Origin of the sequence: Pseudomonas hamedanensis (assembly GCF_014268595.2) — a bacterium.
Lineage (GTDB): Bacteria > Pseudomonadota > Gammaproteobacteria > Pseudomonadales > Pseudomonadaceae > Aquipseudomonas > Aquipseudomonas hamedanensis.
This window is the reverse complement of the sequence record NZ_CP077091.1, coordinates 1661309-1686701: the sequence shown is the minus strand read 5'-3', so window position 1 is coordinate 1686701 and position 25393 is coordinate 1661309. Positions and strand designations below refer to the sequence as shown.

At 61.7% G+C, this 25393-nt stretch carries 25 protein-coding genes; 8 read left to right on the top strand and 17 right to left on the bottom strand.

Annotated features, from left to right (window positions below; translation table 11 throughout):
* Positions 1–180: 180 nt before the first annotated feature.
* The 7 genes from astA to HU739_RS07190 all read right to left on the bottom strand — a co-directional run bounded on the left by astA (position 181) and on the right by HU739_RS07190 (position 7407).
* Complete coding sequence (astA, locus tag HU739_RS07220) at positions 181–1215, bottom strand: arginine N-succinyltransferase (protein ID WP_186551658.1); 1035 nt, start codon at positions 1213–1215, stop codon at positions 181–183.
* Positions 1216–1276: 61 nt separating this feature from the next.
* Positions 1277–2293 carry an arginine N-succinyltransferase gene (locus HU739_RS07215; RefSeq protein WP_186551657.1) on the bottom strand — a complete coding sequence of 339 codons (1017 nt, stop codon included), beginning with the start codon at positions 2291–2293 and terminating at the stop codon, positions 1277–1279.
* 119 nt (positions 2294–2412) lie between these two features.
* On the bottom strand, positions 2413–3762 hold the full coding sequence (locus HU739_RS07210; protein ID WP_186551656.1) for an APC family permease: 1350 nt from the start codon (positions 3760–3762) through the stop codon (positions 2413–2415).
* Positions 3763–3841: 79 nt separating this feature from the next.
* The gene (locus tag HU739_RS07205) at positions 3842–4594 is read right to left on the bottom strand and encodes an N-formylglutamate amidohydrolase (RefSeq protein WP_186551655.1); all 753 of its coding nucleotides are present in this window, start codon (positions 4592–4594) and stop codon (positions 3842–3844) included.
* Complete coding sequence (locus tag HU739_RS07200) at positions 4578–5909, bottom strand: glutamine synthetase (RefSeq protein ID WP_186551654.1); 1332 nt, start codon at positions 5907–5909, stop codon at positions 4578–4580. Before HU739_RS07200 ends, HU739_RS07205 begins: the two co-directional genes overlap by 17 nt.
* Positions 5906–6550 (bottom strand): isochorismatase family cysteine hydrolase, encoded by a 645-nt coding sequence (locus HU739_RS07195; RefSeq protein ID WP_186551653.1) that lies wholly within the window; start codon positions 6548–6550, stop codon positions 5906–5908. The genes HU739_RS07200 and HU739_RS07195 overlap by 4 nt, the downstream gene beginning before the upstream one ends.
* A gap of 2 nt (positions 6551–6552) precedes the next feature.
* Positions 6553–7407, bottom strand: a complete 855-nt coding sequence (locus HU739_RS07190; protein WP_186551652.1) for a MurR/RpiR family transcriptional regulator — start codon at positions 7405–7407, stop codon at positions 6553–6555.
* Between the two features lie 322 nt (positions 7408–7729).
* On the opposite strand from HU739_RS07190, the gene HU739_RS07185 reads away from it, so the two are divergent.
* Both HU739_RS07185 and cobF read left to right on the top strand, forming a co-directional pair.
* Positions 7730–8299, top strand: a complete 570-nt coding sequence (locus HU739_RS07185) for a histidine phosphatase family protein (RefSeq protein WP_186551651.1) — start codon at positions 7730–7732, stop codon at positions 8297–8299.
* A complete protein-coding gene (cobF, locus tag HU739_RS07180) occupies positions 8299–9054 on the top strand; it encodes a precorrin-6A synthase (deacetylating) (RefSeq protein WP_186551650.1) in 756 nt (251 codons plus the stop codon). The genes HU739_RS07185 and cobF overlap by 1 nt, the downstream gene beginning before the upstream one ends.
* A gap of 223 nt (positions 9055–9277) precedes the next feature.
* Here cobF and HU739_RS07175 read toward each other — a convergent pair whose 3' ends face one another.
* The 3 genes from HU739_RS07175 to HU739_RS07165 are packed head-to-tail and all read right to left on the bottom strand — an operon-like array spanning position 9278 to position 11859.
* Complete coding sequence (locus tag HU739_RS07175; protein ID WP_186551649.1) at positions 9278–10459, bottom strand: acetyl-CoA C-acetyltransferase; 1182 nt, start codon at positions 10457–10459, stop codon at positions 9278–9280.
* A gap of 11 nt (positions 10460–10470) precedes the next feature.
* On the bottom strand, positions 10471–11136 hold the full coding sequence (locus HU739_RS07170; protein ID WP_016774134.1) for a CoA transferase subunit B: 666 nt from the start codon (positions 11134–11136) through the stop codon (positions 10471–10473).
* 24 nt (positions 11137–11160) lie between these two features.
* Positions 11161–11859, bottom strand: coding sequence for a CoA transferase subunit A (locus HU739_RS07165; protein WP_186551648.1), 699 nt, complete (start codon positions 11857–11859; stop codon positions 11161–11163).
* A gap of 288 nt (positions 11860–12147) precedes the next feature.
* On the opposite strand from HU739_RS07165, the gene HU739_RS07160 reads away from it, so the two are divergent.
* Positions 12148–13044 (top strand): LysR family transcriptional regulator, encoded by an 897-nt coding sequence (locus tag HU739_RS07160; protein WP_186551647.1) that lies wholly within the window; start codon positions 12148–12150, stop codon positions 13042–13044.
* Positions 13045–13163: 119 nt separating this feature from the next.
* Here HU739_RS07160 and HU739_RS07155 read toward each other — a convergent pair whose 3' ends face one another.
* From HU739_RS07155 to HU739_RS07130, 6 genes are all read right to left on the bottom strand, one after another.
* Entirely contained in the window at positions 13164–14003 is an 840-nt protein-coding gene (locus tag HU739_RS07155) for an NAD-dependent protein deacetylase (protein WP_186551646.1), read from the bottom strand.
* A 54-nt stretch (positions 14004–14057) separates the two neighbouring features.
* The gene (locus tag HU739_RS07150) at positions 14058–15104 is read right to left on the bottom strand and encodes a class I SAM-dependent methyltransferase (RefSeq protein ID WP_186551645.1); all 1047 of its coding nucleotides are present in this window, start codon (positions 15102–15104) and stop codon (positions 14058–14060) included.
* Between the two features lie 134 nt (positions 15105–15238).
* Positions 15239–16291, bottom strand: a complete 1053-nt coding sequence (locus tag HU739_RS07145) for an NAD(P)/FAD-dependent oxidoreductase (RefSeq protein ID WP_186551644.1) — start codon at positions 16289–16291, stop codon at positions 15239–15241.
* On the bottom strand, positions 16278–18461 hold the full coding sequence (locus HU739_RS07140) for a hypothetical protein (protein ID WP_186551643.1): 2184 nt from the start codon (positions 18459–18461) through the stop codon (positions 16278–16280). The genes HU739_RS07145 and HU739_RS07140 overlap by 14 nt, the downstream gene beginning before the upstream one ends.
* A gap of 230 nt (positions 18462–18691) precedes the next feature.
* Entirely contained in the window at positions 18692–20002 is a 1311-nt protein-coding gene (locus tag HU739_RS07135) for a sensor histidine kinase (protein WP_186551642.1), read from the bottom strand.
* Entirely contained in the window at positions 19999–20739 is a 741-nt protein-coding gene (locus tag HU739_RS07130) for a response regulator (RefSeq protein ID WP_102902756.1), read from the bottom strand. The genes HU739_RS07135 and HU739_RS07130 overlap by 4 nt, the downstream gene beginning before the upstream one ends.
* Positions 20740–21037: 298 nt before the next feature.
* Here HU739_RS07130 and HU739_RS07125 point away from each other — a divergent pair, with 298 nt between their 5' ends.
* From HU739_RS07125 to HU739_RS07105, 5 genes are all read left to right on the top strand, one after another.
* Positions 21038–21301, top strand: a complete 264-nt coding sequence (locus HU739_RS07125) for a DUF2790 domain-containing protein (RefSeq protein ID WP_016775158.1) — start codon at positions 21038–21040, stop codon at positions 21299–21301.
* Between the two features lie 32 nt (positions 21302–21333).
* A complete protein-coding gene (locus tag HU739_RS07120; protein ID WP_186551641.1) occupies positions 21334–21714 on the top strand; it encodes a hypothetical protein in 381 nt (126 codons plus the stop codon).
* Positions 21715–21802: 88 nt separating this feature from the next.
* Positions 21803–23014: a cytochrome c biogenesis protein DipZ gene (locus HU739_RS07115; protein WP_186551640.1), complete on the top strand. Its 1212-nt coding sequence runs from the start codon at positions 21803–21805 to the stop codon at positions 23012–23014.
* A gap of 167 nt (positions 23015–23181) precedes the next feature.
* Entirely contained in the window at positions 23182–23454 is a 273-nt protein-coding gene (locus HU739_RS07110; RefSeq protein ID WP_186551639.1) for a DUF4242 domain-containing protein, read from the top strand.
* A 33-nt stretch (positions 23455–23487) separates the two neighbouring features.
* A complete protein-coding gene (locus HU739_RS07105) occupies positions 23488–24300 on the top strand; it encodes a class I SAM-dependent methyltransferase (protein ID WP_186551638.1) in 813 nt (270 codons plus the stop codon).
* Positions 24301–24423: 123 nt separating this feature from the next.
* On the opposite strand, the gene pcsA is transcribed toward HU739_RS07105, so the two are convergent.
* A complete protein-coding gene (gene pcsA / locus HU739_RS07100; RefSeq protein WP_186551637.1) occupies positions 24424–25146 on the bottom strand; it encodes a phosphatidylcholine synthase in 723 nt (240 codons plus the stop codon).
* Positions 25147–25393: the final 247 nt, after the last annotated feature.

Below are 25393 nucleotides of genomic sequence, written 5' to 3'. Positions count from 1 at the left end.
ACCAATACAAAGGAATGGAAAGGCTTGAGCAAAGGTGTCAACGCCGAAGAGTGAAAAGGCTATCACGCGGGTGGGTCAATAATCATGACGAATTTGTCGGGGAGCCGTTTATGGCAGTCCCGAGCTGAAAGGATTCATCTTCGAACGCGAGCAAGTCCTCGCCACGGGGGGAGCGGCGTCTCAGGCAGCGGCGGCCTGCTGTTGCTGATGGGGCAGCATCACCGCCCGCACCGAATTGCCCGGTTGCAACTGCAGGCGTTTGGCGGTGAGGCGGTCGATCGCCAGGCTGTCGCCGACTCGTCGGGCGCGGGCCACGGTGATTCGGCAATTCTCCAGACGGCGGTTGTGGATCAGCCACAACGGCGCCTGATCGTCCGGGCTGCCGAGGCTCAGGGTCAGTTCAAGGCTGTCGCGCACGGTGCGGATATTGCGCACCGGCGCTTCGATCACCGGGCCACCGTCAAAAATATCGATGTAGCCTTTGTGGGCAAACCCCTCGGCCTGGAGGATTTTCAGCGCAGGTTCAGTGTTCGGATGCGTCTGGCCGATAGCCGCCTGAGCCGCCTCGGTGAGCAGGCAGGTGTACAGCGGCTGGCGCGGCATCAGTTCGGCAATAAAGGCTTTGTTGCCCAATCCCGACAAGTGGTCGGCATGGCTGAAGTCCATCTGGAAGAAGTGCCGGCCCAGGCTGTCCCAGAACGGCGAACAGCCTTGCTCGTCGGCATTGCCGCGCAGTTCGGCAATCATCTTTTCGCCAAACAGGTGAGGAAACTCGGCGACGAACAGCAGACGGCCTAGCGATAGCAGGCGGCCGTTACTGCCGACGCGCTGGTCATGGCGCAGGAACAGCGAGCACAGCTCCGATTGGCCGGTCAGCTCGTTATTGAGAAATAACGTCGGTATTTGCCTTTGAATGCCCAGGTCCGGCGCTGAACTGACGGTTACGCCGAGCCGGTAGTTGTACCAGGGCTCGCGCAGGCCGATGGCGCCGGCCATCGCGCTGACGCCGACCACGCGCGATTCGTCGTCCTCGAGCACAAACAGATAATCGGCGTCGGCGCGCTCCACCTGTTCGGCGAAAGCGCGCTGTGCCCAGCGCACCCGGTGAGCGAGGCGGTCTTCGTTGGCCGGCAGGGTCGTGAACCCCGGGCCCGCCTGCTGCACCAGGGTCATCAAGGCGGGCAGGTCGCTGACTTTGACCGGACGGACAATCATGCTGTAACTCCTTTTGCGCGCCTGGCGGGGCGCTGTCGTGGGGTTCGGAACCGGGCGCGGTTCACAGGGCAATCAGCCGGATCGGGCTGCCCTCGGTCACGTTCAGCGCCGCACAGAGGGCGGGGGTGAGGCACAGCGGTTGATCGGGTTGATAATCGAGTTCGGCCACAACGGCTCGAAAACCGTGCAGTGCATCGTTGCTCAGCAGGTAACGCCCGCGCGCATCGATGCGTGGCTGTTGTTGCACCGCGACAATTTGGCTGCGTGCGATCGAGCGGATGTTCGCCGTGCGCGCATACAGCGTCGGGCCGGCATCGAACAGGTCGATGTAGCTGTTGGTCTCAAAACCTTCCCGCGCCAGGATGTCGAACGCTTCCTGGCCGTCCGGGTGAATCTTGCCAATACAGTCCTGCGCCGCTTGCGGCAACATCGGCACGTAAATCGGGTATTGCGGCATCAGTTCGGCGAGGAATGTCCGGCTCTGCAATCCGCACAGACGTTCGGCTTCGAGGTAGGGCAAGTCGAAGAAATGTTTGCCCAGTGCATCCCAGAACGGTGAATGGCCGTCTGCGTCGCTGTAACCGACGATTTCGGTAATCACCGTCTCGGCAAAGCGTGGCGCGTGTGCGGCGATGAACAGCAGGCGCGCCCGCGACAGCAGCTCGGAAAATACTGTGCGCACCAGCTTCGCATCGATGTGGAAACCGCGCAGCAAGGTGTGGCCGCTGAGGTCATGGCACAACGACAATGCCGGCACCCCGTGTTCGATGTTCAGCTCCCGCGAGGCACTGGTGAAGTGACGGTTGCGCAGGCTGTAGAACGGCTCGTTGAAACCGGCGGTGGCGAGGATCTCCGAGCAGCCGAGCAGTTGTTGGCTGTCGAGGTCTTGCAGGACGAAAAAATAGTTCTCCGGGCCCTGCGCTGCCGCTTCGCTGTCGAACGAAGCGCAGGAGGCGGCAATCTTGTCGCGCAGGCGTTCGCGGTCGTCAGGCAACGAGGTCACGCCGACCAGACTGTCGCGGGCCAGTTGCTGTAGCTGGGGCAGGTCGCTCTGCTCGACCGGGCGTAAGACCAGCATGGATGTAACTCCTGTATCAAAAGGCTTGGCGCGTTCGCCAAGCCTGACTATCACTGTCGGTGTCCACGCGATAAATCGGCGGTCGCCTGATTTGTTGTCAGACGCCGCTCTTTTTCTTGTCAGCCGTTGCTCGGGTCAGGCAGCGCCGTACTGGCGCCAAGCTTGTTGAGGAAAAACAGATAGACCAGACCCAACGCAATCCAGATCAGCCCGAGTTTCTGGGCATCGACGCCCATGTTGTACATGATGGCCGCAACGATGCTGAAGCCGATCGCCGGGCAGAGCAGATGGCGTACCACCCGACCGGACTTCTGCCGACGCCAGTAGTAGTTGATGACCGTCAGATGCAGCAGCATGAAACCGCTGAGCGCGCCGAAGTTGACCAGCGAGGTGAGGGTGTCGACCGAGTTGATGAACAGATAGCAGATCACCAGCGACAGCACCGCCACCAGATAGATGCTCAGGTACGGTGTGTTGTGTTTCGGATGAACCCTGGCGAGCACTTTTGGCAGTTTGCCGTCGCGGGCCATGCCAAACAGCAGGCGCGACACCGCAGCCTGCGACGTGATTGCCACGGCGACGCCCCAGGCCAGAGCGGTTGCCACGGCGGTCAGCGTGGCCAGCCAACTGCCGGCGGCGATTTCGGCGATTTCATAGAACGCGGTGTCGGCGGACTTGAAGCCCATGCCGGCCGCCAGGTCGGTGGCGATCCAGGTTTGCGCGACAAATATCACCCCCATCACCAATAGCGTGATCAACGCCGCTTTGCCGACGCTCTTGCCCGGGTCGCCCTTGATTTCCTCGGCAAGCGTGGAAATCGCATCGAAGCCCAGGAATGACAGCACCGCAATCGACACCGCTTGCATTAGCAGGGCGAAGTTGAAGGTTTCCGGGTGATACAGCGGCGCCAGCGTCAACTCACCATTGCCGCCGCCGCTGTGCAGGGCATTCCAGGCGTAGAACAGAAAAATGCCGAGGACCACCAACTGCGCGAGCAGAAAGACAATGTTCATCCGCGCTGTGAAGGTGATGCCGCGCAGGTTGACGAACGTCGCGCTGACCAGGAACGCCAGAATGAAGCCGACCTTGGGAATGTCCGGATACAGATGGTTCAGCGCCATCGCCGCATACACATACAGCAGCGGCGGAATCAGCAGGTAGTCGAGCAGCATCAGCCAGCCGGCGATGAAACCGACGTGTTGATTCAGGCCGCGCTGCGCGTAGGAATACACCGAGCCCGCAATCGGAAAAGCGCGGGCCATGCTGCCGTAGCTCAGCGCCGTGAACAGCATTGCCACCATGCCGATGATGTACGCCAGCGGCACCATGCCCGGCGCTTCGGCGTTGACGTAGCCATACACACCGAACGGGGCGATGGGGATCATGAAGATCATCCCGTAAACCACCAGATCGGTGAGGGTCAGACTCCGTTTCAACTCTTGTTTGTAGCCGAATTCTTCAATTTCCATGAAGCGCAACTCCTTGTCTGGCAATCGGTCGTTTCAGTTGTTATGGCGGTCGATCATTTACAGCGTCAGCAGAGTTTTCCTACAACAGTGGTGCGAGGTAATCGGCCCAGCGCGACACGTCTTCGCGGTTGCGCAGCAGATCGTTGCGCACCTCGATCAGCACCGAGTCCAGGCCCCGGGCATCACCGTGAACCGGCACTGTCATATCGCCCAGCGGGTCGATCCGGTACGGCTGGTTGCCCGCCACTTTCAGCGAGTGTTTGTCGAGACCGTCGAGTACGCGTTGGGCGTAGGCCTGCGCCTGGCCGAACAGCACGCCGATTTCCAGCGGTCGCGGCTGGCCGTAATACACCGGGGTGAAACTGTGAATCCCTACGACCCGCACCGGTTGGCCTTGGGCAATGCGCTCGTCGATCAGCGTCTGCAAGCGCGCATGAAACGGCTTGAACAGCTTCTGCCGGCGGTACTCGCGGGTGGCTTCGTCGAGCTCGCGGTTGCCCGGAATCTGATAGATCTCGCTCTGCGTCGGAATACTGTCGGGCGCGTGGCGTGGGCGGTTGAGGTCGATCAGCAGTCGCGAGTAGTTGGCGCTCAACAGCGTCGCATTCAGTTGCTGCGACAGTTGCTCGGCCAGTTCGAGGGCGCCAATGTCCCAGGCGATGTGTTCAGCCGCCGCGGCATCGTCCAGGCCCAGATTGTTCAGGGCCTTGGGGATGTAGCGACTGGCGTGCTCGCACACGAGAATCAACGGCGTCGTCGACTGCTCGCGACTAAGGTTATAGACCGGTCGGGTGTATAACCCCAGTTCGGCGGATTCAGTACAGGCGTGCATAGTGCTCACACAAGTCAGCGGGCGAGAGCTGTTCCGTCAGCGCCAGTTCCTCGGTTTTAAGGGCGTGGTAGGTGTCGAGCAACGGCTTGGGCAGCCATTCGTTGAAGGCGCCGCTGTCGCGCAGGCAATCCAGTGCCTGCGCCAGCGAGGCGGGCAGGGCAACAATGCCCCGGGCCTTGCGTTGCTCGTCGTTGAGTGAATCGGGAATCTCGTCGGTGATTGCGTTCAGCGCCAGCCGTTGCTCAATGCCCAGGCGGCCGGCGATCAGCAGTGCCGCCATGGCCAGGTGTGGCGAGGCGGTGGCGTCCATGGCGCGGAACTCCAGGTTGAACTGCCGGGCCACGGACTTGCCGCCCAGGGTCACCGTCGGGCAGATGCGCAGCGCCGCTTCACGGTTCTGTTGCCCCAGGCAGGCGTAGGACGCGCTCCAGTGATGCGGCTGCAAGCGCTCGTACGACACCGGCGTCGGTGCAGTGAACGCACACAAGGCCGGCAAATAGTGCAAGACGCCAGCGGCCCAGTGTTGGCCAATCTGCGACAGGCCATTGATGGTGCCGGCGTCGTACAGCACCGGCTGGCCGGCGAGGTCGAGCAGACTGATGTGCAAATGCACGCCGTTGCACACGGCATTGGCGGCGGTCTTCGGCGCGAAACTCAGCGCCAGGCCCATCTGCCGGGCGATCTCGCGGCTGATCTCGCGCACGTTCACCGCGCGGTCTGCCGCGGCCACGCCGAGCGTCGGCCGGCAGGTGATTTCGTATTGATGCTTGCCGTATTCAGGCAGGAACATTTCCGGCTCGACTCCGCCGGCGCGTAAAGCGCTGAGCAGCCAGCCGCCGAATTCGGCGCCCTGACGTTGCGCTTCCAGGGAAAATGCCGAATGTTCGGCAACGCCCGCGTGCAGGTTGAATTCGTGTTCGAAGGCAGCATTGACCTGCAAGCCCAGCGTCTCGCGATAACGCTCGATTTCATCGCGCAGCAACGTGCGCGGGCAGGCGCCCCACGGTCGGCCATCGGTCTCGCGAATGTCGCCGTGAATGAAGTCCAGCGTCGGCGCGTCGGCGTCCGGGCCAGTGCCGACGGTGACGCGGCTGCTCAGGTCGGGAATCAGGCGCAAGTCGCCATACGCGCCCCACGGGTTGGTTGAGGCAATGATGTCTTGCGGGGTCAACGCGCTGTTGGCCGGCACCCAGCCGCAACCGGCCACTTCATAATGCTCCAGCTCATCGGTGGGAAACGAGCGGCCCCGGGTGATGCCGATCAGGTCGGTGGTCACCAGGGTCGTCATCGGCAGCGGCGTCAGGCGGGCGCTCATGGCTGCATCTCCTGGAGACGGCCGAGCACAGTGGCGGTGTCGGTGATCCAGCAGTAACCCTTGATTGCATTCAGACAGGCGTGATGGCGTTCGGCGCTGTAGGTGGCGCAGGCGTCTTCGACCAGCGTCACCAGGTAGCCACGGTCGGCGGCGTCGCGCACGGCCATGTCGACGCACTGGTCGGTGACGATGCCGGCAATGATCAGGTGGCGGGTTTCGAGGTTGCGCAGCACATAGTCGATGGCGGTCGAGTTGAACACGCCGGAGGAGGTCTTCGGCAAGACGACTTCATTTTCCAGCGGAGTCAGCTCGGCGATTACCTGTGCCTGCGGGCTGCCCTTGGGCAGGTGCATGTCCGACAGCTTGTGGTCCAGCGAGCGGTCGCGGCCATCGGCGGTCAGGCTTTCGATCAAGGTATGCAGGACGTTTTGCCGGGCCTGACGAAAAGCCCCGAGCAAGCGCCGCTGATTGGGTATGACCTGCCCACGGGCACGCCCAAGGAAATACGCCGCGTCCGGGTCATTGAGGTGGGGATCGAACTGTGGTTCGAGCCAGGCACGCTGCATGTCAACCAGGAGCAATGCCGTGTGATCGGTGACAAACGGCAGATCCCGCGGCGAGCGGTGGGGAAGGCTGAACATCCTTATTTATCCTCCAGCAGGTGGGTGGCGAAGTCGTTGCGCAGGGCGTCGATGCCTTCCAGGCGATCGGCCAGATCCGGGCCGCGCTGGGTCAGGCAGGCAATCAGCGCCTCGACCTGTGCCAGCGCCGGCACCATGGTGTCGAAGGGCGACGCCGATTCCACCGGTGCGCTGATGATCAGGTCGGCCATTTCGCGCAGTGGCGAGGCATAAATGTCGGTGAACAACACCACCCGGGCATTGTGGTTTTTTGCCGCCGCGGCCACGCGCAGGGCCTGGGTCTGATAGCGGCGATAGTCGAACACCAGGACCACGTCCTGACGTTGCAGGTCGAACAGCCGGTCAGGCAGCAGTGCGTTGTCTTCCAAAGCAAAACAGCCCGGACGCAGCAGACGCAGATGGTTGAGCAGGTAGGTGGCCATCAGGCTGCTGAAGCGACCGCCAAAGCAATACACCTGATGCCGGGTGTCGAGCAGCCATTCGGTGAGGATGCGCACGTCTTCCGGCTGGGTCAGCGATTGGGTGTCTACCAGCAAGCGATGGCTCTCGCCCAGATAATGGCCCCAGACGTCGTCTTTATTGTGCTGGGCGCGCGGTTGCAACAGCGTGCGTGGCGAACGCAGGCGATGGTCCATGTCGCTGAGCAAGGCATCCTGAAATTCGGCATAGCCGCTGAAACCGAGCTTTTTTACCAGCCGGACGATGGTCGGGTCACTGACGCCGGCGTGTTCGGCCAGCCGCGCCATCGGGCCAAGGCCATTGCGTGGATACTGATCAAGCGGCGCGCGAACGACTTTGCGCTCCGACGGCGTAAGATCCAGGCCGGGGTTGGTGATCAGATCTCTAAGAGGGGGCATCCGGGCTCCTGCTGGATGAGGGGTTGTTGAATTCGCTTCACAATCCGTTAAAAGAGTATTTATGTAACTGTGGCTACATGTCTAGTGAATTTTTGTAGCTGTTTAAGCGGCCCCGAAACAGGGCAAGCAGCCCGTATCAAAAGGGCTACACGTAAGTCGATCTACCTTGTAGTCCATCGCCTACGACAGTGTGCGAAATTGCCGTCTTTGCGCTTGCCAGCGCTACAGTGCATAACCATGAGGCCCCCTGTTTCCGTCGGTCTACTCCAAAAAACGGCGGTACCTCCTTGATTTTCAATAACCTTCAACCGAGTGAAAGCATGTGCAAAGCAGCCGTTTGACATTGATCTGCCATGCGCGAACCGTCGCACAAAAATTGGCGATATTTCCTACTGATGAGCCTGTTGAAAATTCCTGTCAGGGGACCGACTTTTTTCCTGCACGTTTCAGCGCCGCACGCCGGCTGATCTGCGGTCCGGAACTGCGTACCCGGCAGACTGCCGCGTGGTTCGGTGCGGATGCTCAAGTGGAGCGAGCGTTGCGCGATTGCGATTGGGGGCGCTGGCAGGGCCGAACGCTCAAGGATTTGCAGGCGAGCGAGGCCGATGCGTTGCAGCGCTGGCTGAGCGATCCGCAGGCCGCCCCTCATGGCGGCGAGTCAGTGGCGCAGTTGCGTGCACGGGTCGCGAATTGGTTGTGTGAAGTTCAGCTCAATCCGGGGCATGTGGTTGCTGTGACCCATCCTTACGTCATGCGTGCGGCTTTGCTACACGTGATGCAGGGCGCGGCGTTCAATGCGATTGATGTCGAACCGCTGTCGACTATCGAGTTGCAGTTCAACGGTCTCTGGCGGTTACGTTTGCCTGGGGCTGACCTCCAAGGAGCACGCTGATGAAACACTTGCTGGTGATCGGTATCGGTGCCGGGAATCCGGACTACATCACAATGCAGGCAGTGAAAGCGCTGAATCGGGTCGATGTGTTCTTCCTGATGGATAAAGGTCAGCGCAAGCACAAGCTGATCGATTTGCGCCGCGAGATCTGCGAGCGCTACATCACGCAGCCCACGTACCGCTTCGTCGAAGCGCACAGCCCGGAACGCGAGCGTGGCGATGTCGACTACGCCATAAGCGTCGATGAGCTGAACCGCGCCCGGCAGCAGACCTTCGAGCGTCTGATCAATGACGAATTGGCCGACGGTCAGTGCGGCGGTTTTCTGGTGTGGGGCGACCCGGCGTTATACGACAGCACGGTGCGCATCCTCCAGGCGATCCTGGCTGCCGGGACGTGTGTCTTTGATTTTGACGTCATTCCTGGCATCACCAGCGTTCAGGCCTTGGCGGCGCAACACAAAGTGCCGCTGAACGCGATCGGGCGCTCGGTGGAAATCACCACGGGACGTCGCCTGGCGGCGGGGCAGGCGAGTGAGGCGGACAGTCTGGTGGTGATGCTTGACGCCGAGGACGCGTATCAGCGGGTGGCGGATCGGCAGACGGAGATTTTTTGGGGGGCTTACCTGGGCACGCCGGACGAAATTCTGCTCAGCGGCCGGCTGGCGGATGTCGCAGACGAGATTGAACGGGTGCGCAAGGCGGCGCGGGCGCAGCATGGGTGGATCATGGATACCTATTTGCTGCGTAAGCCCTGAATGGTCAGTAGACGTGCCGGCGCTATCGCGAGCAGGCTCACTCCTACAATTGACTGGGTTCACAATTCAAATGTAGGAGTGAGCCTGCTCGCGATGACGGCGGCACATTCACCACAGATTCTGAACAGCAAAAAGAAACCCGGCGCAACGCCAGTCGCACCGGGTTTTTTGTTGCCAGCCCACCGCCGATGTCGTGGATCCGCGATTGGCCTTTAACGCTGTATCAGGCGCGTTCCAGCGCCAGCGCCACACCCTGACCGCCACCGATGCACAAGGTCGCCAGACCTTTTTTGGCATCGCGCTTGATCATTTCATGCAGCAACGTCACCAGCACGCGGCAGCCCGAGGCACCGATCGGGTGGCCGAGGGCGATGGCGCCGCCGTTGACGTTGACCTTGTCCAGGTCCCATTGCAGATCCTTGGCCACCGCCAGCGATTGTGCGGCGAACGCTTCGTTGGCTTCGATCAGGTCGAGTTGGTCAAGGGTCCAGCCGGCCTTGTCCAGGCAACGGCGCGTCGCCGAAACCGGGCCGATGCCCATGATCGCCGGGTCAACACCGGCATTGGCGTAAGCGGCGATGGTTGCCAGCACGGGCAGGCCCAGGGCTTTGGCTTTCTCGGCGCTCATCAGAATCACTGCGGCGGCGCCGTCGTTCAACGACGAAGCGTTGCCAGCGGTGACGCTGCCGTCCTTCTTGAATGCCGGGCGCAGTTTCGCCAGAGACTCGGCGGTGGTCTCGCCGCGTGGCTGTTCGTCAACCTGGAAGGCGACAGGCTCGCCCTTGCGCTGCGGGATCAGAATCGGGGTGATTTCATCAACGAAGCGACCAGCCTCAATCGCGGCAGCCGCTTTTTGCTGAGACGCGGCAGCAAACGCGTCCTGTTGCTCGCGGCTGATCTCATATTTGTCGACCAGATTTTCGGCGGTGATGCCCATGTGGTAATCGTTGAAGGCGTCCCACAGGCCATCGCTGATCATGGTATCGACGATTTGCGCGTGGCCCATGCGCAGACCGGTGCGCGCGCCCGGCATGATGTAGTTGGACAGGCTCATGTTCTCCTGACCGCCAGCGATGATCACCTCAGCGTCGCCGCAACGGATCGCTTGTGCACCGAGGTGCAAAGCCTTGAGGCCCGAGCCGCAGACCTTGTTCAGGGTCATGGCCGGTACGGCGTGGGGCAGGCCGGCCTTGATTGCGGCCTGACGCGCCGGGTTCTGGCCGGCACCGGCGGTCAACACCTGGCCCATGATCACCTCATCGACCTGCGCACCGTCCAGACCGGTCTGTTCAAGCAACTGGCGGATCACCGCCGCGCCCAGATCCACCGCGGAAACATTGGCCAGGGCACCCTGGAAACTGCCGATCGCGGTACGCGTGGCGGCAACAATGACGACGTCTTGCATTTTCAAATTCCTCACTGGGCAGCGAACTGCATTTCCGGTACGTGGTCAGGCACAATCAGTTTGCCGGCGGTTTTGGCCACGATCTCTTCGACGCTGACGCCCGGCGCGCGCTCTTTGAGAACGAACGCGCCGTTCTCGATTTCCAGATAGGCGAGGTCGGTCAGCACACGCTTGATACAGCCGGCACCGGTCAATGGCAGGCTGCACTTGGCTAACAGCTTGGACTCACCGTCTTTGGACGCATGGGTCATGATGACAATGATGTTATCGGCACCGGCCACCAGATCCATCGCGCCGCCCATGCCTTTCACCAGTTTGCCGGGGATCATCCACGAGGCGATGTTGCCCTCGACGTCCACTTCGAATGCGCCAAGCACGGTCAGGTCAACGTGGCCGCCGCGGATCATCGCAAAGGATTCGGCGGAATTGAAGATCGACGCGCCAATGCGTGCAGTCACGGTTTGTTTGCCGGCGTTGATCATGTCGGCATCGATGGTTTCTTCGGTAGGAAAAGGTCCCATGCCGAGCAGGCCGTTTTCCGATTGCAGCATGACTTCCATGCCTTCGGGAATATAGTTGGCGACCAGGGTCGGAATGCCGATGCCGAGGTTGACGTAGTAGCCGTCCTGCATTTCGCGGGCGACGCGCTGAGCCATTTGTTCGCGGGTAAGTGCCATGTTGTTGTTCTCCGTAGCCCTGAATTATTTGCGGACGGTGCGCTGTTCGATGCGTTTTTCGAACGTGCCGCAAATGACCCGATCGACGTAAATGCCCGGGGTGTGGATCTGGCTCGGGTCCAGCTCGCCGGGCTCGACGATTTCTTCGACTTCGACCACGGTGATTCTGCCGGCGGTGGCGGCCAGCGGGTTGAAGTTCTGCGCGGTGTGGCGGTAGACGACGTTACCGAAGTGGTCGGCTTTCCAGCCTTTGACGATGGCGAAGTCACCGGTGATGGATTCTTCCATCAGGTATTTGCGCCCGTTGAATTCACGCACTTCCTTGCCTTCGGCGACCGGGGTGCCGACCCCGGTGGCGGTGAAGAACGCCGGAATGCCGGCGCCGCCCGCGCGCATCTTCTCGGCGAGGGTGCCCTGCGGCGTGAGGATGACCTCGATTTCGCCCTTGAGCAGTTGCTCTTCGAACAGCTTGTTCTCGCCAACGTAAGAGGCGACGACCTTGCTGATCTGACGGTCGGTGAGCAGCACGCCAAGACCGAAGCCATCGACGCCGCAGTTGTTGGAAACCACTGTGAGGTCGCGGGTGCCCTTGCGCTTGATCTCGGCGATCAGGTTTTCCGGAATGCCACACAAGCCGAAGCCGCCGGCGATGACGGTCATGCCATCCTCAAGCCCGGCCAGGGCTTCCTCGTAGGAACTCACACGCTTGTCGAAACCTGCCATAGGCACCTCTTTTATTATTTGCGGGCGGCTGGCTAGCCGAATGGTTTGAGTGTCTCTCTGTGAAATATATTTGTTAAGTTGATTTTTACGGTTGATTGATTGATAAAACTCAATAACGCTTTGATCGTTCCCACGCTCCGGGTGGGAACGCCTCTAGGACGCTCCGCGTCCAGTGATGCGGAGCGTCACGGGCTGCATTCCCACGCCGGAGCGTGGGAATGATCAACAATCAACCGCGTTGTGGCTTGCAGCTTGACGCTTGCAGCTTACAACTGGAACGAAGCGACCATGACCATAAAACAGATCCGCGCCTTTCTCGCCGTGGCCCAAAGCCTGAGTTTCGCCGTGGCCTGCGAGCGTCTGCATTTATCTCAATCGGCGTTGAGCCTGACCATCAAGGCGCTGGAAGAAGGCCTGGGTGGGCGCCTGTTCAGCCGCAACACACGTAATGTGGCACTGACGGCCGAAGGCGAATCCTTGCTGCCACTGGCGCGGCGGCTGATTGCCGACTGGGACAACGCCGAAGACGAAATGCGTCAACGCTTCAGCCTGCAACGCGGGCGCGTGACGCTGGCGGCGATGCCGTCGTTTGCCGGCAATTTGCTGCCGCCGATCCTGAAGACCTTTCGCGCGCGCTATCCCAACGTTAACGTCACGGTCAACGACGTGATCAACGAGCAGGTGCTGGAAATGGTCCGCGATCGTCAGGTTGAACTGGGCGTGGCATTTGAGCCCATGCAAAACACCTCGATGACCTTCACGCCGTTGTACCGGGATCGCTTCGTGGCGGTGGTGCCGATGGATTCGCCGTTGGCGCAGCGCGGCGAGATCGATTGGCAGACATTGCTGCAAGAGCCATTTATTACCTTGCAGCGACCGTCGACGGTGCGGGTGATGCTGGAAGAGCATTTGCAGGCGCGGGGGATGAAATTGCCGGTGGAATTCGAAAGCCACCAATTGGCGACCGTCGGCAGAATGGTCGCCAGTGGCCTGGGCGTCAGTGCGGTTCCGGCATTGTGTGCCGGGCAAATGCAGGAGCTGGGCGCGCACTGTCTGACCTTGAAGGACTCGGTGGAGCGCGCCATCGGTGTGCTGACCGAACCGGGCAATGAACTGTCGGCAGCGGCGCAAGCATTATTCGACATTCTCCAGCAGGAAAACCTGAGTGAACGCCTGCCTTCCTGATCGCCCCGATCCCCTGTAGGAGTGAGCCTGCTCGCGAAGGCGGTGGGTCAGGCGGCGGGGATGTTGACGGTGCAGGCCCCTTCGCGAGCAGGCTCACTCCTACAGGGGGAATAGTGTGGTCAGGAAAGGAGGCGTTCGGTCAGCAGCGGTAACAGCTGTTCGCAAGACGCTTCGATCTTCAGGTCGAGCAAATCGTCCGCGCGAGTCTTGCCCAGATTGAGCGCAATCAGCGGCTTGCCGCGGTCAGAGATGACCCGGCACAGGCGAAACGCCGAATACGCCATCAACGAAGAACCTACCACCAACATTCCCGCGGCATGCTCTGCCGCGGCCATCGCACGGGCGGCGGTGTGTTGCGCGACGTTCTCACCGAAAAATACGACATCCGGTTTCAACCGCTCGCCGGCACAATGAGGGCAATGCGGCACCTCGAAGCGCGCCTCGAATGCCGGGTCGAGCAGGGTGTCGCCATCGGGTGCCTGCACGGCATCTACGCCCGCCAGATACGGGTTTTGCCGCTCCAACAACTGCTGAATTGCGTCGCGCTCACTGCGCTGGCCGCAATCCAGGCACAGCACACGGTGCAAGTTGCCATGCAGTTCGATCACGTCAACACTGCCGGCCTGATCGTGCAGGGCGTCGACGTTTTGCGTGATGAGGTCGCGGAGCAGCCCATGGCGCTGCAGCGCGGCCAAGGCCTGGTGCGCCGCATTCGGCTGCGCCTGGCGCACCTTCGGCCAGCCGAGCATGGCCCGCGCCCAGTAGCGACGACGAGACTCCGCAGCCGCGAGGAATTCCTGATACATCATCGGCTGCCGGCCACGGCGTACGCCGTCGCTGTCACGGTAATCGGGAATGCCCGATGGCGTGCTGATCCCGGCCCCGGTCAGTACGAGAAAATCGCCATCGGCCATCGCCTGTTGCAGTGTATCGAGGTCGCGGGTCGGGCTGTCGAGCATGGTCAGCACTCCAGAGTGGGCAGTGCCAGCAGGTTAGCACGCGATCCGCATCGTCTACTTGCGCGCCTCCAGAATCAGGTTGAACGGCGTCTGCGTGGCCCGACGGAACTGCTTGAATCCGGCCTCGGTGAACACTTTGCGCAGGCGCATTTCGCCGGCTTGCGCACCGAGGCCGAGGCCGACTTCCTGGGACAGCGAGTTGGGGGTGCAAATGAACGTCGAAGCCGCATAAAACAACCGTCCGACCGCGTTGAAATTATCGTCCAGCTTGTCGTTGGCGAACGGTTCGACCAGCAACACGGTGCCATCGTCTTTCAGCGAGTCGTAAGCGTGGCGTGCGGCTCCGACTGGGTCGCCCATGTCGTGCAGGCAATCGAAAAAACAGATCAGATCGTAGTCGTCGCCGGGGTAGTTTTTTGCCGTGGCCTCGAAGAAGCCGGCCCGGTTGCCGACACCACCTTCTTCGGCCCGTTGGGTGGCGACCGCGATCGACGGCGCATGAAAGTCGAAACCGACAAACTGCGACCTTGGAAAGGCCTGAGCCATGATCACCGTCGAGGCGCCGTGGCCGCAGCCGATGTCGGCGACTTTGCCACCGCGTTCGAGTTTGGCCACTACGCCGTCCAGCGCCGGCAGCCATTCGGCGATCAGGTGGCCCTTGTAGCCGGGGCGGAAGAACCGTTCGGTGCCGGAGAACATGCATGGATGGTGATCGCCCCACGGCAGGGCGCCGTTGCCGCGCATGGCTTTGACCAGTTTGTCCTTGTCATGGAAAAACGACGCCACCACCCCGAGCCCGCCGGCGACATACACCGGCGAGTCTTCCACCGCCAGCGCCAGCGCTTGTTCTTCCGGCAAACGGAACTGGCCGTCACGGTGTTCCATGTAGCCGGACGCCGCGTGTGCGCTGAGCCATTCGCGCACCAGACGCGGGTTGCAGGTGGTTTTCGCGGCGAGGGCTTCGGGGCTGATCGGTTGGCTGTCGGCCATGGCCCGGTACAAGCCGAGCTCTTCGCCGACGATGACATTGGCCAGCATGGCCGCGCCGCCCATATCGTTGAGCAATTTGCCCATGAATTCGTTGAGTTTCGCCTCATTCATCACGTGTGCTCCTGAAACAGGATCACCGTCCGGCGGCGTTGAGTGTCGAGGCAGGCGCCACCGGGCGGTGGTCACGGATTAGGGCAGGGCACCGCTGAAGTCCTGCGTCCCCCTCGACTGGGTAATGAATGAGTCTAGCTCGGTTTTGCCGGGCAACCGAGCCATTGTGGCGGGTAGGGATGCTGGCGGTAGAAGTGGCGCAGTTGGGTCGCGTCGCGTTCAAACCAGGCATGCAGCCATTGCCGGTATTGCGCCTGTACCGCCGCTTCTAATATAGGCCGCCGAAGGCAGTCGTGAACCGCTTGTGCCGCCTGCATGCCGCTCATCAGCGCCTTGAGCACACCGTGTGACGCCGCCGGATCGAGCCGGCTTGCGCAGTCACCGACCAGGAAATAGCCGTTGCCGGCGGCGGCCTTGCTGATACGCCAGCTGACGTCGGCGCCGCGGATCGGACCGGCTTGCGGCAATACGCGCAGCGCTTCGGGCAGCATTTGCCGGTCAGCGTTTTGCGCCCGATCAGTTGCGAATGCCAGGTTTGTCCAGTGCAGCAATTGTGTCTGGACCTGAGTGATCCAGGTCCAGCCGTAAGGCCCGGCCAGCAGGTGCGGGGTGTTTGCGTAAGGACCGAGACAGCCGTGGAGATAACCATAGCGCACCTGGAGCGGCGGTGAACCCGCTTGATCCGGCAGCGCCAATTGCCGGCCCAGCCAGCCAGTGGCGCCGCTGGCATCGACCAGCCAGGCAGCGTGCAGGCAACCGCTGTCAGTTTCCAGGCCTGTCACGCGGGCATCGAGAGTGAGCACTCTGCTCGCGCGGCACGGCTGGCGCACATGCACGCCGAGCCGCCGTGCTTGTTGCAGCAAGGCGCCATCGAGGTCGGCCCGGGCAATCTGGAAACCCCGCCACGGGCCATTCTCATCCGCGCCAAAGGGGCTGAAACGCGGCGGGCCGTCCCAGTGTATCCAGTGCCCGTCAAAACGCATGGCTGGCGGGGAGTATAATTGTCCGGCGACGCCGAGGTGTTGCAACAACGGCTCAATGCCCGGATGCAGACTTTCGCCGGGGCGATATCGTGGGAACGGCTGGCGTTCGACCAAAGCCACCCGCAGGCCTCGCTGGGCGCAACTGATCGCACAGGCGCAGCCTGCGGGACCGGCGCCGACGACAACGACATCAAACTGCGTCAATGGCGACCTGCCAGGGCAAAGCGTCAGGTTTCATCAAAATGGCATCGGCGCTGACCAGCAGAATCACCTGTTCTTCGACCTCGACGTTGCGCAACTTGAAGTCCTCTTCGGCAATCTGCACGGCGCCGCGCTTGTACATGAAAAAACGCAACACCCAACCTTCGAGGATCAGTCCGGCTTCCTGTTGCGCCGTGTCCAGTTCACTGTCGGGACGCTGCACATCGCGCAGCGACAACAGGGGCCAGGCGTTGCGCAGGGTTTTGTCGTTATCAGCGCCGAGCGCGCGGTACACCCGATACATCGACAAGACACGCTGCTCATAGGCCCGCTGCGACGTTTTGCCGGTCATGCTCAGGGAGAAACGGCCGTCGAGGGCTACCTGGGTGTAGTCGGCGTAGGCATAGGCGCGATACTGAGCAATCAGCCGATCCTCCTGGACGATCAGTTGTGGCCCGCGCTGATCGTCCCAGGCAACCGCGCCGTCCCCACCGATTTCCTGATCCGTCAGCGGAATAATGCTGTGCAGGCTTGAGCGGGGTTCGAAGACTCGCGCCGAATCCGGTGCCACCCCCGGCCAGAAGGAACCCAATGCCGCGCAGATTTTCGCATCTTCGGGGAATGGGCTGGCCATCTGATAGCCGGCCAGAATGTTGAGCCATTGCGCATCGGCTGCTGGCCGCCGAACCCAGCCGACTTCCCACCCCGGGCCAAAAACGCCGGCAGCGCTGTCGGGCAGCGAAGACGGGCGCAAGACCTCGGGAAGTGACTTCTGGCCTTGAGCCGGGTCGCCATGCTCGGCCAGCGCGACGATTGCCGTCACGCCGCGATCGGCGGGCGAAAATAACTGGTCTTTCAAGTCGAGGTTGGCGCAGTAGCGCACATTAGATAGCGCTTGCAGTCGGGCATGCCAGATATCGGGGCTTGTGAGTATCGGTTCGTCGTTAACCCATTGCAGCAATTTGCGCTGCGTGCACAGTGGGTAAAAGTCGGGAGGGCCGATCACCGAATAGGCGGCGATTGCTGGCAAGCTGTCCGCCAGCGCCGGACAATGCGGCCGCACCCAGCCATCGGCTGTGGCGTCCTGATAATGCAAGGCCCGATAGCCACCCTGGCGCACGAGCGCTTCGACGTCCTCGCGCTGGTTAAGGTCCTCGATACGGCCGTCCTCTGTGACCTTGTGGCGACCGTGGACCATCCCGCCGGTGTTGGCCGGCATCAGGAATGACAGCGGCTGGCCCTGAAACTCGACGGGTTCGACCAGGCGCGTTCGCGGTTGCGGCAGCAGCAGACCCGGGCCGAAGTCTTCGGCGTCTGCCCAGTGGGCCAGCCCCGCACTCACGACGAAAGGCGGCTGGCTGATTTCCGGTTCTTGCCAGCCCGTGCCGCTGTGACGCAAATGGACGTGGCGCAGCTTTTCGTTGACCTGATGATTCTCCAGCGTTACCACCAGTGCCATGCAGGCCAGGCATTGCGGGCCATCGAACAGTTTGTGCAGCGGCACCCAGAACTCCAGGCCGGGATCGACCTCATCCTGAAAGTCCATTGGCCCAAAACGCTGGGCATCGCCGGGCAACTGCATGGCAACCCAGGCGCTGTAGCGTACCGGCATCACGCGGATGCCGTGGGCGTCGTTGTCGACAAACGGCAGAAAGCTGCGCAGCCTGGCGTCATAGCGGGCGGGCGCGGTGCCGACACGGGTGATGCCGGTGCGCGAAAAGCACAGGTCGGCGTGTCGGCCATGCACGGTGTCGGCGGCGCAGCGATACTCGCTGGCAAACGCGACCACCGCCAGCGGCGCGCCCCGGGCGGTCAGGCGCAGTTGCTCCAGCGTGGGCGGATCAAGGCTGTAGACATAGTTCAGAACGGTCTCGATTTCACCCGCCGTGGGAAAAAGCTGCAGGGCCTGACCTTTGTCATCGACCGTCACCCGTGGCGACGCCAGCGCGTGATACAGCAAGCTGCGCGAAGGCGCCGCCGCTGTTACTGCGCGCTCACCGTCCGCGGCGAAGTCTTCAAATCCTGGCAGCGCTCGGTTGATGGCCAGCGTTCGGCCCAATTCAGCCGCCAGCGGTTCAGCGAGCAGGTCCAGCCCATGGGCCAGCATCAGCGAATGCCAGCCGCCGGGTGCCAGTCGCCGACAGATCTGAGTGACGGATTCGAGCAGAGCCATGGCGGCACCTCGGTACGATTCGGGCGAATCGTCATGAGACAGCAGAGCGCTGTGGGCCGCTACTGTCAGATCTGACAGTAGCGGGGCGTGAGGGTCACGCCATCAACAGTAATGCCCTTTGCTCAAGCGCAACAGTCGGTCGATTCCGGCGAGGCTGTAGGCGCATGCCCAAGGTGTTGTCGGTGCAGGGGTGGCGTGCGGAACAGCTTTAAACACGAGGGTTCGAAAGCTTAGCCATGCAGCGGTAATTTGAGTTCGGCACACAGTCCGCCGCCGTCGCGGTTGCTCAAACTCAGAGACCCGCCCAGCGCCATGGCCAGTTGCTGGGCAATCGCCAGGCCCAGGCCGGTACCACCAGTGTCGCGGTTGCGCGAGTTCTCCACGCGGTAGAATGGCTCCATCACCTGCGCCAGCTCATCCTCGGCGATGCCCGGGCCACGATCCAGGACTTTCACCGACAGACTGTTGCCATCCGCTTCGACCCGCAATTGCGCGGCGCCGGCAAATTTCAGCGCGTTATCGGTCAGGTTCACCAGCACCCGGCGCAGAGCCTGCGGGCGGGTGTCGATCACGGCTTTGCTTTTGCCGCCGAGCTGCACGTCCTTGCCCATGTCCTGGTAATCGAACACCAGGCTGTCTAAAAACGAGCCGAGATCGGTGCGCCGACTTTCCTCGGTGGCACCGTGAATACTGCGGGCGTAGGCCACGCCTTCACGCACCAGATGCTCGATCTCGCCGAGGTCGCTGCTCAGCTTGTCTTTCTCCACCGAGTCGTCCATGAATTCGGCGCGCAGTTTCATCCGCGTGATCGGTGTTTGCAGGTCGTGGGAAATCGCTGCGAGCAACTGCATGCGTTCCTTCAGGTAGGCAGCGATGCGCGTCTGCATGGCGTTGAACGCCCGCGCCGCGTGGACCACCTCGGTCGGGCCATGCTCGTCGAGCTTGATCGGGTGCGCGTTGGGGTCAAGGGTTTCCACCGCGTTGGCGAGGCGAGTGAGGGGGCGGATGGCGATGCGCACGGCAAGCCAGGTGCACAGGATCAGCAGCGCCAATTGGCCCAGCAGCACCACCGGCAACCACGGTGAAAGTGGCACCATCGCCGGACGTATATCAATGGTCACCGGGCTGCCGTCACTCAGGCGCAGGTGGCCCTGGAAATGCCGCCTTGGCCCACCGGGAATTTCGGTAAAGACCACCGGGTAGGTGGCGCCAATGGCGGCGGTGATCGAGGCGATGGCCACCGATTCATCCCCTGAGGTGACCGGCATGCCCGGCTCGCCTTCATTGAGCAGGTAGGCGTAATTACGCCGCGCCAGGCGCGGCAGCCAAGCCTCGCGCTCGGCGGCGGGCAAGCGATCGAGGATCGCCATCGAGGTCGCAACATCGGTTTCGAGATTGCCGAGCATGGTGCTTTTGGCGCTCTGGTAACGCTCGTAATACTGCGCGCCGAACGACAGACCCTGGGCCAGAATCAGCCCGATCAGGAAAATCAGCGACAGACGCGAGGCGAGGGTGCGCGGCCATTGCAGCTTGAAATTCATGCCGGCGCCCCGAGCAGTTCAACCGGCAGGGAAAACACATACCCCTCACTGCGCACGGTCTTGATGTAGGCCGGCTCGCGGGCATCGTCGAGCAGACGCTGACGCAGGCGGCTGACCAGCAAGTCGATGGAACGGTCGAACAGATCGGCGTCGCGGCCCTGGGTCAGGTTCAGCAGTTGATCGCGGCTGAGGACCCGTTGCGGGTGATCGAGAAACACCCGCAGCAAGCGATATTCGGCGCCGCTGAGGGCGACCATGGTGCCGTCCTTGTCCAGCAAATGGCGGGCCGAGGTGTCCAGTTGCCAGCGGCCAAAGGCGAGCAAGCGCCCGGCTTCAGTGACCACCAGATTTGGCGGCAACATCCGTGTGCGGCGCAGCACGGCGTTGATGCGCGCCAACAATTCACGGGCGGCGAACGGCTTGGTCAGGTAATCGTCGGCGCCCATTTCCAGGCCGATGATGCGGTCGGTTTCATCGTTGCGCGCGGTGAGCATCAACACTGGCGTAGCCTTGTGCTTGCCGACGCGCAGTTCCCGACACAGCTGCAGGCCATCGTCGCCGGGCATCATGATGTCGAGCACGATCAGGTCGACGGTATTGGCTTCGAGAAAACTGCGCATCTGCCGGCCATCGGCGACCACTGTGGTACGCAGGCCGTTTTTCTTCAGGTAGTTACCCACCAGTTCACGGATCTCGCGATCGTCGTCGACGATGAGAATGTGATCGACATGTTCCATCGGTTGCAGCCTCTGTGGGAAGGGGGAATGCCGTGCAGTCTATAGCGCCGTTAACCGCACGCCTGCCTGCCTTTGTATTGCAGTGTATCTGCCGCAACGGCGGATACACGATGACGCAAAAACGCGATTTTTTCGGGGTTTTGTATCGCTGTGTATCTATGCCGGACGTGGATACACAGCGAGTGATTCTCGTCCTTTCCTGACACAGACGCGATACCTCAAGAGCCTCAAATAGGCTCCATCGAGGCACACACAGATCGCCTCGGCTCAAACCCACTGAAGCCTTGAGGACACCACCATGAACAACAAATCCGTATTCGCCGCCTGCCTGTTCGCCGCGCTGAACATCTGCACTCTGTCGGCCCACGCCGAAGCTGACGTCAGCCGGCAAACCTACACCTACGGCACGCATCTGGATATCCAGAAAGTGCTGTCGATGACTGAGGACACCTCGGTGACTTGCGGCATCACCGAGGCGCGCATGACCTACCTCGATTCCGCCGGCAAGACCCGCGAGCTGGATTACAGCAAATTCGCTGACGGCTGCAACAACCAGAACTGAGTCATCCCCAACTTTCTGCAAGGAGTTTTGCCATGAACAACGTCTCGCGCTTTTTAACCGCTGTTGCCTTTTCCTTCGCCGGTGTTGCGGCCCATGCCAACAGCGCCGTCGAACAGAGCAGTTGCGCCAGCAGCACCTGCTTCCAGCTGACGACGGTGGCGAAGGAGGGCAGCGATGCACTGATCGCGGCCGATGGTTCCAGCCGCACGCCGCAGGGCCAGATGGTCGCCGCCGATGGGTCCAGCCGCACACCGCAGGGCCAGTTGGTCGCCGCTGATGGCTCCAGCCGCACGCCACAAGGCCAGACCCTCGCCGCGGATGGCTCCAGCCGCACACCTCAAGGCCAACTGGTCGCAGAAAACGGTACCAGTCGCACGCCTCAAGGGCAGTTGCTCGACGGCCAGAACGTATGAGTCACGGCGTCAATAAAGCGAGCTAGCGAGGGGGTGTTTCCCTCGCTGGCCGGTTGCGTGCCCAGCCCTCATTCAAGGTGACCCCCCTATGTACCTCATTGCATTTCTCGGCGGTCTGCTGACCGTCCTCAGTCCCTGCATCCTGCCGGTGGTGCCGTTTCTGTTCGCTGGCGCCAACCGTACGCGTTCCTCGATCTTGCTGACCCTCGGCGGCATGGCGCTGACCTTCGCGCTGATCTCAAGCATCGCCGTGGTCAGCAGCGAGTGGGTGATTCAGGCCAGTAACACCGGCCGCCACGTTGCCTTGGTCGTGATGGCGCTGTTTGCCCTATCGCTGATCTCGGCACGCGTCGGCGACTGGCTGACCCGGCCCTTTGTTGCGCTGGGCAATCGCCTCGACCAGGACACCCGTAAACGCGCCGGCCCGATGGGCTCGATCATGCTTGGCGTCGCTACCGGTCTGCTGTGGGCGCCGTGTGCGGGGCCGATCCTCGGGGTGATTCTCACCGGAGCGATGCTGCAAGGTGCCAATGCGCAGACCAGCCTGTTGCTGCTGGCTTACGGCGCCGGCAGCGCCTTGTCGCTGGGGACATTGATTTTCGCCGGGCGCGGTCTGGTCAATCGGCTGAAACCGTCGATCCCGTTCAGCGGCTGGTTGCGCCACGGTGCCGGGGTGGCGGTACTTGCGACCGTTGCAGTGATCTCGACGGGCGCAGACAAAACCCTGCTCGCCGGCACGTCCTCCGAGGGCATTGCCAGTGTCGAGAAAAACGTTCTGGAAAACGTACCGAAAGTGGTCGATTACTTCGTCAGCAAGGTCCGCGCCGACTCGATGATGGATGAAGCCAAAGGCGCCATGCCGTCGCTGTCCGGCGCCGTGCAGTGGCTCAATTCGCCGGAGCTGAGCCCCGAGTCTTTGCGCGGCAAAGTGGTACTGGTGGATTTCTGGACCTACGACTGCATCAACTGTCAGAACACCCTGCCGTACGTCAAAGAGTGGGCCAGGAAATACGAGAAGGATGGCCTGGTGGTAATCGGTGTCCACACTCCCGAATATGGCTACGAGCGCATTATCAACAACGTCAAGGATCAGGTGAAAAAGCTCGGTATCACTTACCCGGTAGCCATCGACAACAACTATGTGATCTGGCGCAACTTCAACAATCAATACTGGCCGGCGCATTACCTGATCGACGCCAAGGGCCAGGTGCGTTACAGCCACTTTGGCGAAGGTCGCTACGAGGCGCAGGAGCAAATGATCCAGCAGTTGCTGAAAGAAGCGAAGGCGCCCGAGGCGTAAACCCACAACCTGTTGCAGCGGCTTAACAGATTGCCACCACTCATCGGCAAAGCCGCTGTTTTACTGCTCTGCCGGACGATCGGCAAGGACGCCGCAGCGCCTCGGCGCGATAGTGAGGGAGCAGGGCCACTGCCGACCCTGCGACACAGCAAGAACGCGAGGTTGCCATGCCCAGATTCGTGATTGAACGCGAGATTCCGGGTGCAGGGACGCTGTCGGAACAACAGCTCAAAACAGTGTCACAGACCTCCTGCCAGGTATTGCGTGAACTCGGGCCGCAGGTGCAGTGGCTGCACAGCTACGTTACCGCCGACAAAATCTATTGCGTCTACATTGCACCCGATGAAGACCAGGTGCGCGAGCATGCCCGGCTGGGTGGGTTTCCCGCCAACAGCGTGGCACGGGTGATGCGGGTCATCGACCCGACCACGGCCGAGTAACGGCATACCCAATCTGTAGCGGAGCTCGAAGCCATGAGTACCCCGATTGATCTCACTACCTTAAAGGAACGTCAGAAAGTCGCCTGGGCCAGTGGCGACTACGCCGTGATCGGCACCACCTTGCAAATCGTCGGCGAAAACCTCGCCGAGGCCTGCGACCTGCGCTGTGATGAACAGGTGCTGGATGTCGCGGCCGGCAATGGCAATGCGACGCTGGCGGCGGCGCGGCGCGGTTGTGTGGTGACCTCGACCGATTACGTCGCGGCACTGCTGGAGCGCGGCCAGGATCGTGCCCGGGCCGAGCATCTCGAGGTGATATTTCAGGTGGCCGATGCCGAAGCGCTGCCTTTTCCCGATGAGAGTTACGACGCTGTACTGTCGACGTTCGGCGTGATGTTCGCACCCGATCAGGTCGCGGCCGCTGCTGAACTGGGGCGGGTATGCCGACGCGGCGGACGCATCGGTCTGGCCAACTGGACGCCGGAAGGTTTCGTCGGCCAGATGTTCAAAACGCTCGGCCAGCATCTGCCACCGCCAGCCGTTGCTCAGCCACCGTCCAATTGGGGCTCGGATGCGTGGCTGCACAAGCACTTCGATGATCGCGACTTTGTCGTCCGCGTGACCCGTAGTCACTTCAATTTTCGCTACCGCTCGGCGGCGCATTTCATTGAGGTTTTTCGCCACTGGTACGGCCCTGTGCACAAAGCGTTCGCGGTGTTGCCGGGGGAGGGTGGGCAGGCGCTGGAGGACGATTTGACGGCGTTGCTCAATCGCTCGAACCGGGCGGGGGAGGATTCGCTGGTGGTGCCGAGCGAATATCTGGAAGTGGTGATTACCAAGCGCTGACTTTGGATTAACGGAGATCCCCTGTAGGAGTGAGCCTGCTCGCGATAGCGGTGTATGAGTCAGATAATGGTTGGCTGACACACCGCTATCGCGAGCAGGCTCACTCCTACAGGGGAGATGTGATTATTTCATCTGCGGCCGATCAAACCACTCCAGCGCAGTGCGCCAGATGCAGATCCCCAGGAAGTAAGCCGACATCAACAACCACAAGCCCATCACCAGCGGGTTGATCACCGGGTGATTGAGCACCAGTGACAAGCTGCACAACAGCCAGATCGCCGTCACCGCAATGTTGATCGGCATGAACCGGCGTACGCGGAACGGGTGCAGAAACTTCATCCGCGTCACGGTCAGCAATGCCAGACCGATCACCGTGAGAAAGGTAATCCATGGCCCCGGGCCAATGATGTACAGACACAAGGCAACCACGTTCCAGGCTGCCGGGAAGCCGACAAAGTAGTTGTCCTTGCTCTTCATGTTGACGTTGCAGAAGCAGAACAGCGACGACACCAGAATCAGCGACACTGTCAGCAGCAAGGTGTATTCAGGCAGGGGAATGTAGCGATAGATAAACAGCGCCGGGATGAAAACGTAGGTCAGGTAATCGATCACCAGATCGAGGATCGAACCGTCGAAACTCGGCAGTACCGATTGCACGTTGACCTTGCGCGCCAGCGCGCCATCGAGGCCGTCGACGATCAGCGCTACGCCCAGCCACATCAGGCAATGGATCGGCTGGTTTTCCAGCAGGGCCAGGGTGGCGAGGAAGGCGGTCACCACGCCGGTCGCGGTAAAGCCATGGGCGCCCCATGCTTTGAGCCTGGCAATGTGTACGGTCGATATCACGGGGGCGTTCTCCAAAAAGTGAAGCAAGCCGGGTATCGCCCTGGGAAAAAGGGCGTCGGCAAACCGGGTCGGGTTGCAGCTATCGACCGGTCTGGCCGGGATAAGGTTCACCACCCTTGAATCTTAGCTCGCTGACGAAAAATGTCCTGCGTGACAAGCCATCGGCGAGCCGGCGTCAGCCCAACGGTGCTGGCGCTGTGGCCACGGCGGTCTATCGTTGCCTGACGCAATGGGGCAAGGCCCTTGA